This is a genomic window from Streptomyces sp. NBC_01304 (genome assembly GCF_035975855.1).
Taxonomy (GTDB): Bacteria; Actinomycetota; Actinomycetes; order Streptomycetales; family Streptomycetaceae; genus Streptomyces.
Genome location: NZ_CP109055.1, coordinates 10,248,007 through 10,261,994 on the forward strand (window position 1 = coordinate 10,248,007; position 13,988 = coordinate 10,261,994).

A 13,988-nucleotide genomic window follows, 5' to 3' on the forward strand; every position below is an offset into this window, starting at 1 on the left:
CGCCGAGGAACGGCCCCGACCACCGACCTAGGAGCCCCGTGTCCGAACCAGTCGAGTTCACCCTCTCCGACGGAACCACCGTCCTCGTCTCCGCACCCCCACGGGTGGGCACCTCGATCGTAGGTCTGGGCGGGCGCCCGGAAGGAGCAGGCCGGACCCTGCGCCAGGTACTCGCCCCGATCACCGCCGCGGCCGCCGACGTGATCGCCGAGTTCCGCGAGCACACCCACCGCCCCGAGGAGGTCGAAGTGGCCTTCGGCGTCACGCTCGACACGCAGTTGGGCGCGATCATCACGAGCGTAAAGACGACCGCCCACCTCGATGTACGCCTCCGCTGGAGCAGCCCGCCGCCCGCACCGGACGACGCGGGTACGCCGAGCTCTGGGGCCTGACCGACTGCCGGGTCAGGCAGCCACAACTCGTCGCCGGGGAGGCGGAGTCACGCCTTGATGGGCTCAGCCCGCACGTTCGCCAGCATCGTGCGCAGCACCCTGACCGTAGTGGCGTAATCCGCGTCGTCGATGCCCCGGTGGATGTCCGCCCGGATCCGGGGAACCGCGGCCTTGACCCGCTGCCGTGCCGCCTCCCCGGCCTCGGTGATCCACAGCTGACCGTCGTCGTCCCGCAGCAGCCACCCGCGAGCGAGGAGCACCTCGGCGTCCGCGACGGGTTCGTCACCGGGCTGTACGTACTCCCGCAGGGCGGCGGCCAGTTCATCGACGGTCCGCCCCTGACCGTCGGCGGAGAGATCGTGTGCCGACAGGTGCCGCAGCAGCCAGTACTGCGGCTGTGAGAGGCCGAGCTCCGCGAGCTGCCCGCGGATGAACCCGATGACTTCCTTGTGCGTGATGTCGGTCCAGTAGGCGACGGGCTGGGCGGCCAATTCCTCGTCAGCAGTGTGCGTGTCCGTGTTCATGCCGGCGAACGTACGACCTCAAGTTCGGTCGAGGTCAACAAGTACGGCGGCCGCCCCTACGCCCCTAGGGCCTGTCTTCAAACTCCCGTCTGCCTCGCGACGCCTGGCACGCTCCCCCAAGCTCTTCGAGCAGGGGGGACCCCCTCTCGCCGCACCGGGCGAAAGCCCAAGTACGTCCGGTCCGTCGACGGGGCCTTCCACCCGGCACGCCGAGAGCGCGCACCAGACGCCGCAGGGCCGCCCTTCGGGCGACGACGGGAGTTTGAAGACAGGCCCTAAGCCGCAGCCCGCTCGCCCGTCACCCGTCGCCGCGCCGCGACATCCGTGAGCGCCGGGTGCTGCCAAGCCCCGTCCGGGTGGTACAGGTTGGTGCCGGGCGGCACGATCGCGTCGATCCGGTCGAGGGCGGCATCGTCCAGGACGAGCGAGGCTCCCTTGAGGGCGCTGTCCAGCTGCTCCTGCGTACGCGGCCCGATGATCACCGAGGTGACCGCCGGGTGCGCGGCCGGGAAGGCGAGGGCCAGCTCGGGCAGCGTGCAGCCGATGTCTTCGGCAAGGCGGGCCAGTTCCTCCACTGCGGCGAACTTGGCCTGGTTCTGCGGCAGTTCAGGGTCGAAGCGCCCGGGCGTCAGCTTGGCGCGGCCGCTGTTCATGTCGACGGCACGCCCCTGGCGGACCTTGCCGCTCAGGAAGCCGGAGGCGAGCGGCGACCAGGTCAGCACGCCCATGCCGAAGCGCTGTGCGGTGGGCAGGACCGACGACTCGATGCCGCGGGCGAGGATCGAGTACGGCGGCTGCTCGGTGCGGAAGCGCTGCAGCCCGCGCCGCTCGGCGACGTGCTGGGCCTCGACGATGTCCTCGGCCGGGAACGTGGAGTGCCCGAAAGCGCGGATCTTCCCCTCCCGCACGAGGTCGCCGAGCACCCCGAGGGTCTCCTCGATGTCGGTGCGGTGGTCGGGCCGGTGCACCTGGTAGAGGTCGATCCAGTCCGTCTGCAGCCGCCGCAGGCTGTTCTCGACCTCCTTGACGATCCAGCGCCGCGAGTTGCCGCTGCGGTTGCGGCCCTCGCCCATCTGGAAGTGCACCTTCGTGGCGAGTACGACATCGTCGCGGCGGCCCTTGAGGGCCTTGCCGACGATGTCCTCGGACTCGCCCGCGGAGTACATGTCCGCGGTGTCCACGAAGTTGATGCCCGCGTCGAGGGCGGAGTGGATGATGCGCACGGAGTCCTCGTGGTCGGGGTTTCCGACCGCGCCGAACATCATGGTGCCGAGGCAGTACGTGCTGACCTCAATGCCGGTGCCGCCGAGGGCGCGGTAGCGCATGGTGGGGTTCCTTGCCTGCTCAAAAGGGTGGGTGAGCCGCACTCTAGAAGCTGGAGTCGACTCGAAGTCAAGGCCCTGTCCGCGCCGGCCGCCCACTACGTGCCCCGGCTCGGGCCCCGGCCGTGGTGAGGAAAGCGGCACTCACGTGATGCGAGCCGTGGTGTGTGTGGGGGCGACCAGGAGCAGACGCACGATCGCCGCCTCCCCGTTCACGGCCGCCTGATACAGCGGGGTGATGCCCTCGCCGGTGCCACGCTCCGGGGCGGCCCCGGCCCGCGCCGCCCAGGGTGGAGATATGCGCAGCAGCCCTCAACCCACCTGCTCAGGCGCGAAATAGTCGCGCAACCGGGCGATCTTCCCGTCGCGCACGCGGAAGATCCGCACGAGCGAAACGGTCTCGTCCGGCCCGCCGTCATCCCCGTCGAAGACAGTGTCGATCTCGGCGATGAACACGTCGGGGTCGGAGGTGGTGTGCAGGACGTACCCGGTCTTCTCCAGGTTCGGCATCCGTCCGCCGGGCGGCTGGCGCTCGTAGTACGCCGCCAGCGCCGCGCGGATCTCCTCGCGGCCCTCCATCCGCCTGGGAAAGACGGCGCCGACCGGGACGAGCGGCGCCTCGAAGACGCCGTCCGGCGTGAAGCACTCGGCCACGGCGGCGGCGTTCCGGGTCAGGGAACCCGCGTACACGTACTTCTGGAAGATCTCCTGTGGGCTCTTGGACACGACGGCCTCCGGAACGCGGGTGGGGCATACAGGGCAGGAGACATCATCACAGGGCTGATCGCCGCTGCCGCCGACAATCAGCCGATCGACGACTGCACTGAACCGGTATCAGGGTCAACAAGCCCTTATTGACAGTAAGTTGATGGCTCGTCAGTACGAAGGTGATCGATGGCTCATCGACACGGAGCCTGCCCCTGTCCTTCCGTCGAAAGGCCCCGCATGACCCCGACCCCTGTGCGAGCACCGAAGCCGAACCGCCTCCCGTCCCGCCTCGCGGCAGGCCTGCTGTCCGCGTTGCTGGTCGGCGCGTCCCAGATACCCGCCGCCGCGTCCGCACCGCAGCCCGCCCCGGCGACGGCCCCGGCGCCCTGCCCGCAACAGGCCCGCCTCCAGGTCTTCCACGAAGGCGGCGTCCCCCTGCTCGACTGGCGGGAGAACCTCGAGTTCGACGGGCACGGCACCCTCTGGGTCAGCCACATCACCCAGAACCGCGTGGAGGGATACGCCCCCGACGGAAGCCTGCGGACCAGCGTCGAGGTGCCCGGACCCGGCGGCATCCGCCGTGGCCCGGACGGTCTGATGTACGTCAACTACGGGGTGAGCCCCACGAGTTCGGACGCCGGCATCATGCGCTTCGACCCGCGCGCCGCCGAGCCGCAGCCCGCCAAGGTCGTCGGCGGCCTGTCCGGCATCAACGGCCTGGCGATCGACGACGCCGGCAACTTCTACCTCGGCCGGGAATTCGCCAAGGGCGTCCTCAAGCTCCGCCCGGACGGCAGCAAGGACGAGGCGTGGACGGCGGCCGCCGACGTCTTCGGCACCAACGGCGTCGAGGTCGTCGGCGACCAGCTCTACGCGAGCGTCATCACCGACTTCGCCTCCCCGGTCGTCCGGATCCCGCTCGCCGACCCGGCCGCCCACACCACCGTCGCCGACCTCAGCCCGAACCCGCTCGCCATCAAGCTCCTCGACGACCTCACGTACGCCGACGACCGGATCGTCGTCACGTCCTTCCGCGACGGCGAACTGATCCGGGTCGACCCGGACACCGGCCGCTCCTGCGTCCTGGCGAGGGGCCTGCGTCTGCCCAGCAGCGTCCGCGTGGCACGGGGCTTCGGCGAACACAGCACGCAGCACGCGCCGTTCGTCACCGAAGCCTCCGGCCGGATCGTGAAGGTCACCCCGCGCTGACGCGAGGGCGCGCAGCGCCTCAGCCGGGCGAACCGACCGCGCAGACCTTGATGCGCGTGGCGTTCTTCGGGTCGAGCGCGTTGCGCACCAGGTGCCAGACGTTCAGGTCGTACGCCTCGCCGATGTGCCCCACCGGATCCAACGGGCAGAAGTCCTGCACGTATTGATTGGTGACACCCGGCTCCCGGACGAAGGACGTCTCGGTCGGCGTGACGATCTCGTCGAACCGTGAGGTGATGATGGTGTACGCGATCCCGGGCTGGGCCACGGGCCCGTCGTTGAGGGCCTTGATGGCGGGTCCGCCCGGGAACTCGTCGGACAGCACCGGGAATCCGAGCGTCGCCGCGATCTTGTCGAGGGTGCCCCGGCCGAGCAGCTTGTCGCCGAGCTTGACAAGGCCGGCCGCGTCGGTGCCGTGGGTGGGCGGGGCGATGGCCACCACCCGTGCGATGTGCGGCTGTATGCCCTGCATCTTGGCGAGGTAGAGCGACTGCAGGCCGCCCTCGGAGTGCCCGACGACGGCGACCTTCGCCGCGCCCGTCGCGCCCCGCACCTTCTCCACGTACTCCTTGATCTCGACGTTCGACTCGGCCACCGGCTTCAACCCGCCCACCAGCGGAAACTCCGGATACTCGCCATAGGTCGAAGCGAAGGTGCAGTAGCCGCGGGCCGCCAGGTCCGCCTGCAGGAAGTTGATGTCTTCGTACCAGGTGGCGAAGGTGCCGTGGAGCAGCACCACCGGCTCCGGATGCGCCGAACTCGGCTTGCACGAGAAGTCGTTGATGCCTCCGCCGCCGGCAGCTGCGGCGCCGTCCTGCGCCGCGGAGGCGGGCAGCGCCGCACCGAGGGCGAGCGTGAGCGCGAGGCCCGTGCGAGCCAGCCAGCTACGGGTGCGGCGCCGGGTCCTGGGAGCCGAATCGGCCGTGCGCGCCATGAGGGTCCCTTTCGTAGAGGGTGTCGAGGGGGGCGAGGTTGTCGCGGGTTTCGTCCGGCTGCACAGAATGCTCCGCCGGAGCGCCCAAGTCCCTTGGCTGTACGCGCAGAAGGCTTCCTCTTGCGTTTGTGCACGGTGACAATGCGCGGATGCATCAAGAGCCCGCCCCGCTCGCCCCGCAGCCCGCCCCGCTCGCCCCGGCGCCGGATCCAGCTCCCAGGACGCCGGACCCGGCCCTGACCGCGCTGCGTCGCCGGATAGGCGCCATCGCCGCGGCCACCGCGGCCCGGTGCGCCGAGGAGATCCCCGCCTACCGGGAGCTGCCCGCGCAGATCCGCGAGGGCGACCTGGTGACCAACACCGCGGCCGTGCTCGACCTGTTCCTGACCACGGTCGACGAAGGGCGCGCTCCCAGCGAGCAGGAGCTCGCCCTGCCCATCGCCTGGGGCGCGGAGCGCGCCCGGGACGGCGTACCGCTGGGAGCTCTGCTGAAGATCTATCCGCTGGCCGCGCGCGAGGCCTGGCTGCTCGCGAGGGCCGAACCGGATGACCGGGTGGAGCCGGACCGCCTGGCCGCGGGCATGCTCGACTTCCTCGGCGAGGTCGTGCCGCGCGTCGCGGAGGCATACCTGCGCGAGCGCGAGGACCTCGACTGGGAGCAGCGCGAACAGCGCCAGCACCTGGCCGGCGCGCTGCTCGACGGGCGCCCGGCACGACGGACCGCCGAGCGCTACGGGCGAAGCCTGGCCGACCGCTACGACATCGTGGTGTTCCGGCTGCCCGCCCTCTCGTCGGCAACCGCCGGGACGCGCGCCGCCGCGGACGGCCTCCGTGCGGTACGTACCGAACTCGACCGGCGCCCCGAGGTGTTGGCGACCTTCAAGGGCGACGGCGGCGTCCTGCTCGTCCCGGTCCACGACTCGCCGACCGACGGGGCGGGCCGTCTGCTCGCCCGCATCGAGGCCGTCGCGGACCTGCGCTGCACGGCCGCCGCGGCCCTCGCCGAGAGTCACGACGCGATCCCGGCCGCCCAGGCGGAGGCCGCCGAGCTGCTCGCCCTGGCCGAGGACGTACGCCGCCCGCCGGGCCTGTACCGGCTGCCCGACCTGGCCCTGGAGTACCAGCTCGCCCGCCCGGGCCCGGCCCGCGCGGCCCTCGCCGGCACCCTCGCGCCGCTCGCCGCGCACCCTCATCTCCTCGACACACTGCGGGAGTTCATCGCCGGCGGCTATCAACGGGCCGAGGCGGCAGCGGCGCTCACGGTGCACCGCAATACGCTCACCTACCGCCTCGGCCGCATCCAGCTCCTCACCGGCTACGACCCCACCCGTCCGGCCGACGCCCGACGGCTGGCCGCCGCGCTGACCGCGTACGACATCGCGCACCACGGCGGGTGAGGGCGCGTTCGGCGCCAGGAGTCAGGCCGCGTACCCCTTGGGCGGGATGAGGGTGGCCAGCTGGTCGAAGGAGAGCCAGTAGATCTGGTTGCCGGAGAAGGAGGCCGGGTCGGCTATCAGGACGCTCATGTTGGCGTCGTCGTAGCCGATCACGGTGAAGTAGTGGTAGATCGTCTGGTCCGGCGGATAGCCGGGCGGCTGGTTGCCCGGCGGCGCCACGATGTTGGTGACGAGCGGGTAGTTGTTGTTGATGTCCAGGGTGATGTCGCGCCAGAGCAGGTCCTTCTGCTCCTGCGTGGGCGGGTCGTTGGGCATCTCCTTGGTCTCGTACCAGCCGGTGCCCAGGTTGGCGTTGAGCACGGAGGTGACCTGGCTGATGTGGTCGGTTCCGTTCTCCGTGGTGCCCAGCTGGGCCGCCAGATCGGCCTGGCTCGGCGGTCCGATCCGGGCGGACAGGGCTATCCGGGTCGCGGCGGGGCCGCACCAGTACCCCGTCTCCTGGACCTGGTAGTCGATCTCCAGCGTCCGGGCGGTCTGCGTGCGCGAGGCAGCGGTGTGCAACTGCCCGTCGCTGCGGCTCACTTGTACGCCGGGGGCCGAGGCGCCCGGCAGCGTGGCGACCCGGGTGACGGACGCCGGGTGCGCGTCGGCCGCGCTCGCCATGCCGACCGGGACGAGCAGCCCGGTGGCCGACAAGGCCACGGCCACAGCCATGGATCTGATACGCATCGCGGTCCTCCTGTTTCTTGTGGGGGAGAGGTGCAGGTGGGTGCAGGTGCAGGTGCAGGTGCAGGGAACGAGCTAGGGAATGGGTTCGACGGTGGGCCCCTCGACGGCGAGCAGGTCGCGGGCGAACTGCTCCCACTGCGCGTACGCGTCCGGGAAGGCGGAGACCTGTACGGCCTGGCACACGTCGCCCGGCGGCATCGACTCCCAGCCGGATAACTGGATCAGCCCGGGGTTGCTGCCGAAGGGGGCGACGCCGTAGAAGGACTTCGACGAGGTGGGCACGTCCGTGATCTGCTCCGGAGTGCCCCAGCCGGTGCTCGGCCGCTGCTGGAAGATGCCGAGCGAGTCATGGTCGACGGGCACGGTGTAGTTGACGAACTTCGACTCCTGCATGGCGGTCATCAGGGCGATGACGATGCCCTGTTCGGGGATCTGGGCGCCGTAGCCGACGCCGATGACGGTGCGGGCGTTGGCGAGTTCCTCGGGCCCGAGATCCGCGGCGGAGCGGAAGGTGCGGCGCAGCTCGGCGTCGGACGCCTGCTGCAGGGCTCGGGCTGTGGACGCGTCGACCGAGCCGGTCGGACGCAGGCCGTGCCGCTCCTGGAACCACTTCAGGCCGTGGCCCTGCTGGTCGGCTTCCGCGGCTGCCCGTGGGGGAGCGGCCTGGGCGGCGCCGGGGGCGGCGGTCGCTCCGGCGGCGGCGAGGAATGCCGCGGCCATGACAATCTTGCGGACGTGGATGTGGATGCGGGTGGGGGTACGCATCAGAAGTCCTCCGTTCAACACCCTCTGAAGGACGGGGTGTTGATCCTGTGACGGCAGGTCGGCGACCAGCGTGCTGCGGTGGCCGACGGGGCCGCAAGGAAGGAAAGTTCAGGCTTACGGTGCGTGCTCCGGGCTGTCGATCAGTGCCCGTCCCGCCTCCGTGGCGACATGCAGCGAACGCCCCGCCCTGCGCACGGTCGTGACGAGCCCCGCGGCCCGCAGCACCTGCAGGTGCTGGCTTATCGCGGGATGCGTGACCCCGAGCCGGCGGGCCAGCTCGACGGTGGAACAGCCGGTGCAAGCACCCCGCAGCACGGCCGCACGGGTGTGCCCGAGCAGCGGACCCAACGCGTCCGCGCCCGCGCCCGAGTGCCCACCCGTACGCGGCCCGGCCCAGCCCTCGGCGTGCTCGATGGGGTATCCGAGGACGGGCGGCAGCTCCTCGTCGGCGAGTGTGAAGGGGGTGGGCCAGCAGAAGAACGACGGCTGCAACGTCAGCCCCCGCCCCCGCAGATGCAGTTCCTGGCCGACCGGATAGCTGACCTCCAGGACGGGCGGCCGCCAACGGATCTGCGGCCCGAGGCCGGACAGTAGCCCCTCGGTCCCGCCGTCGAGCAGGGCCCTGGCGCGCAGCATCCGGTCGGCGTCGATGTGCGCGCGGATGCGCCCCCAGAACGGCGCGAGCGCTTCCAGGTGGTACGTGTGCACCGCCCGCCCCAACTCCCTCAGTGCCGCCCCGTCCCCGCCCGCCAGCGAACCCGCCCAGCCCGGCAGCCGACGCGAGGCGGCAAGGAGCGTGAGATCGGCCCGCAGCCTGGGCCGTGGCGTACGCAGCAACGTATCGACCGACGCCTGCAGCGTGCTGCGGTCGCCCGAGGTGGGTGTGAGGAAGTCCGGCGAATAGCCGTGCGGCGGCAGCAGCGGGGACAGCAGTCGGCAGCTCGCCGAGAGCCGCGGCCGCGCCCAGCTGCGCCAGGCCCCGAACACCCGGTCGCCGTCGCGCCGTTGCAGCGTCTGCACGCTGTTGGCGACCTCCCACAGGAAGTCCGGCCCGGGGGCGACCCGTACCCGCGCCAGGTCCTCGGACGTGAAGTGCACCCGCAGCATGGCCCTCCCGCCGGACGCCGTCGAGTCACAGGTGCCGGCCATCCTGCGCCGTACGCGCCACCACGGCCAGGGCCCTCGGGCCCAGTGAGAGGTGCCGCTGGGCCCAGCCGGGCCGGCGAACGGCTCACCGGTCCAGACCTCTTGACGAAAGGTCTGGACCAACTTACCTTCGCGGTACCCGCACCACCCCTGCTCTCCCCCCCCAACTCTCCTGAGCCGCGCGGCAATTGGCCCCCCACCGGCCACCGCGTACGGCCGGAACGGAGCATGGAAATGACCGCTCGGACGCTACGTCTCCTCGGCGCCGCCCTGGCCCTGGCCGGAGCCACCCAGCTCCCCGCCGCGGCGGCCGACGCGCCACAGGCTCCGCGGGCCTCGCAGGCCGCGCAGGCCGAGGTCTGCGCGACGAAGCCGAAGCCCACCGGCAAGGTGCTGCAGGGCTACTGGGAGAACTGGGACGGCGCCGCCAACGGCGTGCACCCGCCCTTCGGCTGGACCCCGATCACCGACCCGCAGATCCGTGCGCACGGCTACAACGTCATCAACGCCGCGTTCCCCGTCATCCGCTCCGACGGCACCGCGCTGTGGGAGGACGGCATGGACGCGACCGTGAAGGTCGCGACCCCCGCCGAGATGTGCCAGGCCAAGGCGGACGGCGCCACCATCCTCATGTCCATCGGCGGCGCCGCGGCCGGCATCGACCTGAGCAACAGCACGGTCGCCGACCGCTTCGTCGACACGATCGTGCCGATCCTGCAGAAGTACAACTTCGACGGCATAGACATCGACATCGAGACGGGCCTCGTCGGCAGCGGCACCATCACCCAACTCTCCCCTTCCCAGGCCAACTTGATCCGCATCATCGACGGCATCTTCGCCCGGATGCCCGCCGGCTTCGGCCTGACGATGGCCCCCGAGACCGCGTACGTCACCGGCGGCAGCGTCACCTACGGCTCGATCTGGGGCGCGTACCTGCCGATCGTGAAGAAGTACGCCGACAACGGCCGCCTGTGGTGGCTGAACATGCAGTACTACAACGGCAGCATGTACGGCTGCTCCGGCGACTCCTACGAAGCGGGCACGGTCACCGGCTTCACCGCCCAGACGGACTGCCTCAACAAGGGCCTCGTCATCCAGGGCACCACGATCAAGGTCCCCTACGACAAGCAGGTCCCGGGCCTGCCCGCCCAGCCCGGAGCGGGCGGCGGCCACATGTCGACGGGCCTCGTCGCGCAGGCGTGGAACCACTACGGCGGTGGGCTCAAGGGGCTGATGACCTGGTCGATCAACTGGGACGGCTCTAAGGGGTGGACGTTCGGGGACAATGTCAAGGGGCTTCAGGGTCGCTGAAGTCGTGGGTAAAGGTGCAGGTCAGGGGCTGTTCGCGCTGTCTGCCGCTCGACGTTCCGGTGAACGTCGCGCGGCAGACGCGGTTCGCCCGACCGTGCTCGCCCGCAGGGCATGGTGTTCAAGCGCCCCTCGGTGTGCGCGTGTGACCTCCTGGGCTTCGCGCCTCTGCTCATGGGGCAGCAGCCTCCGTACGTGCTGAGCGGGCACGGGAATCAGCACCTTCGCCGGCCTTCCGCTGCTCAACTCGCTTCCGTAGATGCTTTTGATTCCTGGCAAGGCCGAGACGCCGAGCGTGCGCCGCAGCTGCGCCTGGGCACGGGTTCCCGCGCGGCCCCGCGTGGTCAGCAAGCAGTGTGTGATCTGCGCGGTCCGGGCATCGGCGTGATGCCCCGGGCGCTGGTCACCGTGTGCCCCGGCTACCTCCGTCGGCGGTTGTGCGCAGGAAGTGGTCGGCGTCCTCGGGGTCGGCAAGACGGCCGAGTTCGAGCCAGGAGCCGTCGGGGAAGCGCAGCCGGAACGCGGCGAAGCCGCGCGGCTGACCTGTCTCGGCCTCGATGTGCGCCTCGCGTGTGGAGAACTGCTCGGTCAGGTGGAAGTCGTCGGCCTTGGCCGGGGACAGCCGGCGACCGGGCGAGGCCGCCAGGCAGATCCGGTCCGAGGTGAGCAGCACCAGGCGTTTGGGGTTGGGGGAGCGGCCGTACCAGTTCAGAAGAAGTTGGCCTGCGGTCAAGTTCCAGTCGCCGTCGAAGACTTGGCGGGGCCCTCGAGCGGGCTGCGGCGTGGAGCGGCGGGGTTCGCGCCGGTCGGGTGAGCTCTGCGGTCCCAGAGGCCGGTCGATCCGGCCCCCCAGTTTGTCGACGAGCATCATCGGAATGACGATGAAGAAGAACAGCGCCCCGCCGACGTAGAGCAGCCAGTGATGCCCTGGCGCGAGTCTCCCCTTGCCTGCTGCCCGGTGGATCTCCTTGGGCGGTTTCGGGATCGGACCCGGTATCTCGCACCAGACCAGGGCTACGGGGTCCTCTCCCAAGATCTTCCGTGCCCGGCGGTGAACGCTGCGCTTTGCCATGGCGGGCATCCTACGACCGGTTCCGGGGGCCCTGACGCCCGGCGTTCGAGGCGTGATGGCCTGGCGGCCGGTCGGCTGTGGCGCGGCCGATCCGGTGCCACGGGCCCCTGGCGACGCGCGTCCGCCGACGCCGCGTACGGACGTCTCGGAACCGTTCCCCTGGATCGCGACGTGATGGATCACGAACACCTGGGCGACCGGTCGGCAGGGAGGCAGCGCGTGATGGCGGATTTGGGCATGCCGAGCACCGAGCGGGATCTGGTGCAAGCGCGCCGGAACGTCGACGAGTTGCGACGGCGTGCCCGTACCGACCCTGACCGGCATCTCCCCGACCTCGGTCACTGGCTGGCGCGGCTTGCTGCACGGCTCGTCGAACGGCCCGAGCGGCACGAGGAGTTGCTCGACATCCGCGGGGAGTGCGTCGGCGTGTGCCGGCGGCTGGCCGCCGAGGACCCCCGCCAGTGGCGCCCCGACCTCGCGCTGGCGCTGTATCAGCATGCGCTGGCCCTGGGCGTCCTCGGGCACCGGAGCCGGGCGCTCCCCGTGGCTCAGGAATCTGTCGACCTGTTGCGTGACCTCGTACGAGAAGAGGGTGACGCCCATCTGCCGGAACTGGCGCTGGCGCTGACCGGCCTCGGCGATCAGCTGACCGAGCTGGGCAGGTCCGACGAGGGCCTGGAGCTAGTACGGGAAGCAGTCGCGGTGCGTCGCGACCTGGCAGCTCGACGGCCTGCGGATGCGGATGCGGATGCGGAGGCGGAGGCGGAACCCGAACTCGCCTCCGCTCTGGTGGATCTGGGTATCAAGCTGGGGGAGCTGGAGCGCAAGGAGGAGGCCGTGGCCGTCCTGGGTGACGCGCTCGGCCGCCATCGCCTGCTCGACCCAGCGGACCCCACCGGCTTGTGGCTGGCACTGTTCACTCTCGCCCGAGAGCTGACTGCCCTTGGCCGTGCCGACGAGGCGCGCCCTCTCTTTGATGAGGCCGCCGCCCAGTACCGCGAACTGACTGACGCCTACCCGGACTTCACGAACTACATGGCCGCGCTCATGCGCCGGTACAACTACACGATCACCGGGGACGGCCGATTCGCGCAGGTGGACGCGTATACGGAGAGCGCCATCGACCCTGCCGTGCAAGGCCGCATCCGGCAGCGCAGTGCGCAAGGCGTCAAGCTGGCCCTGGCCGGTGACTTCGGCCGGGCTGTCGAGATGGCGCGGGATGCGGTGGATCTGTGCCGCCAGGCACTCTTCGACGGCGGTGCCCGCACCGGCACGATGATCGAGCTGGCGCGCTGCCTGCACAACCTGGGACTCGCCTCGGCGTGGGGCGGTCGTCGCACGGAGGCGCTGGCCGCCACCGACGAGGCCGTGCGTCTGTACCGACGTACCCTCTCATCCGCTCCCGATGTCGTACGGCCCCTGCTCGCGGACTCGCTCGACAGCCTCGGCACGCGGCTCGCCGCGGCAGGCCGGCAGAGTGAGGCGCTCACGGCCGCCGAGGAGTCGGTCGCCTTGTACCGCCAACTCGCCGATGCCGACCCCGCCACCCGTCGGCCGTTGCTGGCTCGTGCCCTCAACAACTTGAGCATCCGGCTCACCGACAGCGATCGGCACCACCAGTCACTGACCGCAACGCAGGAAGTGGTGGACATTTACCGGCAGTTGCATCGGGCCGACCCCACCCGACACCTCGACGGCCTCATCCACGGTCTGTCCAACCTCGCCCTCAGGCTGGCCCGCGTAGGGCGCGACGACGAGATCCTCACCCCGACGACGGAGGCCGTACAGCACCTGGAGGAACTGCCCGTTCTTGATCACAGCAGTGACATCGGGGCCCTCGCGGAATCCTTGGCCTGGCTCGGCCACCGCCTCGCCGGGCAAGGGCACCGCAGGGAGGGGCGGAGAGCCTCACGGATGGCGAATGACCTGCGGCGCAGGGCCGCAGCGCGCTGATCTCGGCAGGCAGATGCCAACCGGAAGATCCCAACCGGAAGATCTCAACCGGAACATCCCAACTGGCAGATCCCAACGGGCAGATCCCAGCTGCCAGAATCCGACAGGAGGCTGCGGCATGGCGACCGAGACCAAGTCCATGCGTACCTGCACGGTCTGTGGACACTCGCGTTACCGCCACGAGCGGCAACGCGGTCGATGCACTGCAGAGACCGGCGAGCCAGGCGCTCTGTGTACCTGCCGTACTTTCCGGGGCAAGACACATCAAGCCGGGAGCAGATCCGCGGACCAGTCCGAACCGGCCCGCGGCAGATGCATGATGTGCCCGCACGAGACACACCTGCCCGAGACTTGCCCCGCTGCGTGTGCCTGCCCCTGGCGGGAAGGTGACCTTCCCCCTTGGTCACGATCCTGGCCGACGATCTGACGGCACCAGGTCGCGGTCTTCGGGGCCCTGGATTCACTTGTTCTGTCCCGCCTGTGCCTTCGCGGCAGGGTGCCCTGCCAGGTGCCGATGTAGCAAGAATGG

The 13,988-nt window shown here is 70.6% G+C and carries 13 protein-coding genes; 5 read left to right on the plus strand and 8 right to left on the minus strand.

All coding sequences use genetic code 11. The features are described from left to right. Positions 1–38: 38 nt before the first annotated feature. A complete protein-coding gene (locus OG430_RS45935) occupies positions 39–392 on the plus strand; it encodes a CU044_2847 family protein (protein WP_327358657.1) in 354 nt (117 codons plus the stop codon). A gap of 47 nt (positions 393–439) precedes the next feature. On the opposite strand, the gene OG430_RS45940 is transcribed toward OG430_RS45935, so the two are convergent. From OG430_RS45940 to OG430_RS45950, 3 genes are all read right to left on the minus strand, one after another. Then, positions 440–916 carry a MarR family winged helix-turn-helix transcriptional regulator gene (locus OG430_RS45940; protein WP_327358658.1) on the minus strand — a complete coding sequence of 159 codons (477 nt, stop codon included), beginning with the start codon at positions 914–916 and terminating at the stop codon, positions 440–442. A gap of 275 nt (positions 917–1,191) precedes the next feature. Then, complete coding sequence (locus OG430_RS45945; protein WP_327358659.1) at positions 1,192–2,241, minus strand: aldo/keto reductase; 1,050 nt, start codon at positions 2,239–2,241, stop codon at positions 1,192–1,194. A 309-nt stretch (positions 2,242–2,550) separates the two neighbouring features. Beyond that, entirely contained in the window at positions 2,551–2,964 is a 414-nt protein-coding gene (locus OG430_RS45950; RefSeq protein ID WP_327358660.1) for a nuclear transport factor 2 family protein, read from the minus strand. A 219-nt stretch (positions 2,965–3,183) separates the two neighbouring features. Between OG430_RS45950 and OG430_RS45955 the strand changes: the two genes are divergently transcribed. Then, a complete protein-coding gene (locus OG430_RS45955; RefSeq protein ID WP_327358661.1) occupies positions 3,184–4,155 on the plus strand; it encodes an SMP-30/gluconolactonase/LRE family protein in 972 nt (323 codons plus the stop codon). Positions 4,156–4,174: 19 nt separating this feature from the next. On the opposite strand, the gene OG430_RS45960 is transcribed toward OG430_RS45955, so the two are convergent. Further along, positions 4,175–5,089, minus strand: a complete 915-nt coding sequence (locus OG430_RS45960; protein WP_327358662.1) for an esterase/lipase family protein — start codon at positions 5,087–5,089, stop codon at positions 4,175–4,177. A gap of 149 nt (positions 5,090–5,238) precedes the next feature. Between OG430_RS45960 and OG430_RS45965 the strand changes: the two genes are divergently transcribed. Continuing rightward, entirely contained in the window at positions 5,239–6,486 is a 1,248-nt protein-coding gene (locus OG430_RS45965) for a PucR family transcriptional regulator (RefSeq protein ID WP_327358663.1), read from the plus strand. 21 nt (positions 6,487–6,507) lie between these two features. Here OG430_RS45965 and OG430_RS45970 read toward each other — a convergent pair whose 3' ends face one another. The 3 genes from OG430_RS45970 to OG430_RS45980 all read right to left on the minus strand — a co-directional run bounded on the left by OG430_RS45970 (position 6,508) and on the right by OG430_RS45980 (position 9,087). Next, positions 6,508–7,215, minus strand: a complete 708-nt coding sequence (locus OG430_RS45970; RefSeq protein WP_327358664.1) for a C39 family peptidase — start codon at positions 7,213–7,215, stop codon at positions 6,508–6,510. A 72-nt stretch (positions 7,216–7,287) separates the two neighbouring features. Beyond that, a complete protein-coding gene (locus OG430_RS45975) occupies positions 7,288–7,935 on the minus strand; it encodes a peptidoglycan-binding domain-containing protein (protein WP_327359487.1) in 648 nt (215 codons plus the stop codon). A gap of 159 nt (positions 7,936–8,094) precedes the next feature. Next, positions 8,095–9,087: an ArsR/SmtB family transcription factor gene (locus OG430_RS45980; RefSeq protein WP_327358665.1), complete on the minus strand. Its 993-nt coding sequence runs from the start codon at positions 9,085–9,087 to the stop codon at positions 8,095–8,097. A 273-nt stretch (positions 9,088–9,360) separates the two neighbouring features. On the opposite strand from OG430_RS45980, the gene OG430_RS45985 reads away from it, so the two are divergent. Continuing rightward, the gene (locus OG430_RS45985) at positions 9,361–10,437 is read left to right on the plus strand and encodes a chitinase (RefSeq protein ID WP_327358666.1); all 1,077 of its coding nucleotides are present in this window, start codon (positions 9,361–9,363) and stop codon (positions 10,435–10,437) included. A gap of 400 nt (positions 10,438–10,837) precedes the next feature. Here OG430_RS45985 and OG430_RS45990 read toward each other — a convergent pair whose 3' ends face one another. Continuing rightward, positions 10,838–11,506 carry a hypothetical protein gene (locus OG430_RS45990; protein ID WP_327358667.1) on the minus strand — a complete coding sequence of 223 codons (669 nt, stop codon included), beginning with the start codon at positions 11,504–11,506 and terminating at the stop codon, positions 10,838–10,840. A 237-nt stretch (positions 11,507–11,743) separates the two neighbouring features. Between OG430_RS45990 and OG430_RS45995 the strand changes: the two genes are divergently transcribed. Continuing rightward, positions 11,744–13,459: a tetratricopeptide repeat protein gene (locus OG430_RS45995; RefSeq protein ID WP_327358668.1), complete on the plus strand. Its 1,716-nt coding sequence runs from the start codon at positions 11,744–11,746 to the stop codon at positions 13,457–13,459. Positions 13,460–13,988 lie beyond the last annotated feature (529 nt).

Bases quoted from the DNA above. Each gene is read 5' to 3' on its own strand.
- OG430_RS45940 (WP_327358658.1), bottom strand. From the start codon at position 916: ATGAACACGGACACGCACACTGCTGACGAGGAATTGGCCGCCCAGCCC.
- OG430_RS45955 (WP_327358661.1), top strand. From the start codon at position 3,184: ATGACCCCGACCCCTGTGCGAGCACCGAAGCCGAACCGCCTCCCGTCC.
- OG430_RS45985 (WP_327358666.1), top strand. From the start codon at position 9,361: ATGACCGCTCGGACGCTACGTCTCCTCGGCGCCGCCCTGGCCCTGGCC.
- OG430_RS45970 (WP_327358664.1), bottom strand. From the start codon at position 7,215: ATGCGTATCAGATCCATGGCTGTGGCCGTGGCCTTGTCGGCCACCGGG.
- OG430_RS45980 (WP_327358665.1), bottom strand. From the start codon at position 9,087: ATGCTGCGGGTGCACTTCACGTCCGAGGACCTGGCGCGGGTACGGGTC.
- OG430_RS45965 (WP_327358663.1), top strand. From the start codon at position 5,239: ATGCATCAAGAGCCCGCCCCGCTCGCCCCGCAGCCCGCCCCGCTCGCC.
- OG430_RS45975 (WP_327359487.1), bottom strand. From the start codon at position 7,935: ATGGCCGCGGCATTCCTCGCCGCCGCCGGAGCGACCGCCGCCCCCGGC.
- OG430_RS45960 (WP_327358662.1), bottom strand. From the start codon at position 5,089: ATGGCGCGCACGGCCGATTCGGCTCCCAGGACCCGGCGCCGCACCCGT.
- OG430_RS45945 (WP_327358659.1), bottom strand. From the start codon at position 2,241: ATGCGCTACCGCGCCCTCGGCGGCACCGGCATTGAGGTCAGCACGTAC.
- OG430_RS45990 (WP_327358667.1), bottom strand. From the start codon at position 11,506: ATGGCAAAGCGCAGCGTTCACCGCCGGGCACGGAAGATCTTGGGAGAG.
- OG430_RS45995 (WP_327358668.1), top strand. From the start codon at position 11,744: ATGCCGAGCACCGAGCGGGATCTGGTGCAAGCGCGCCGGAACGTCGAC.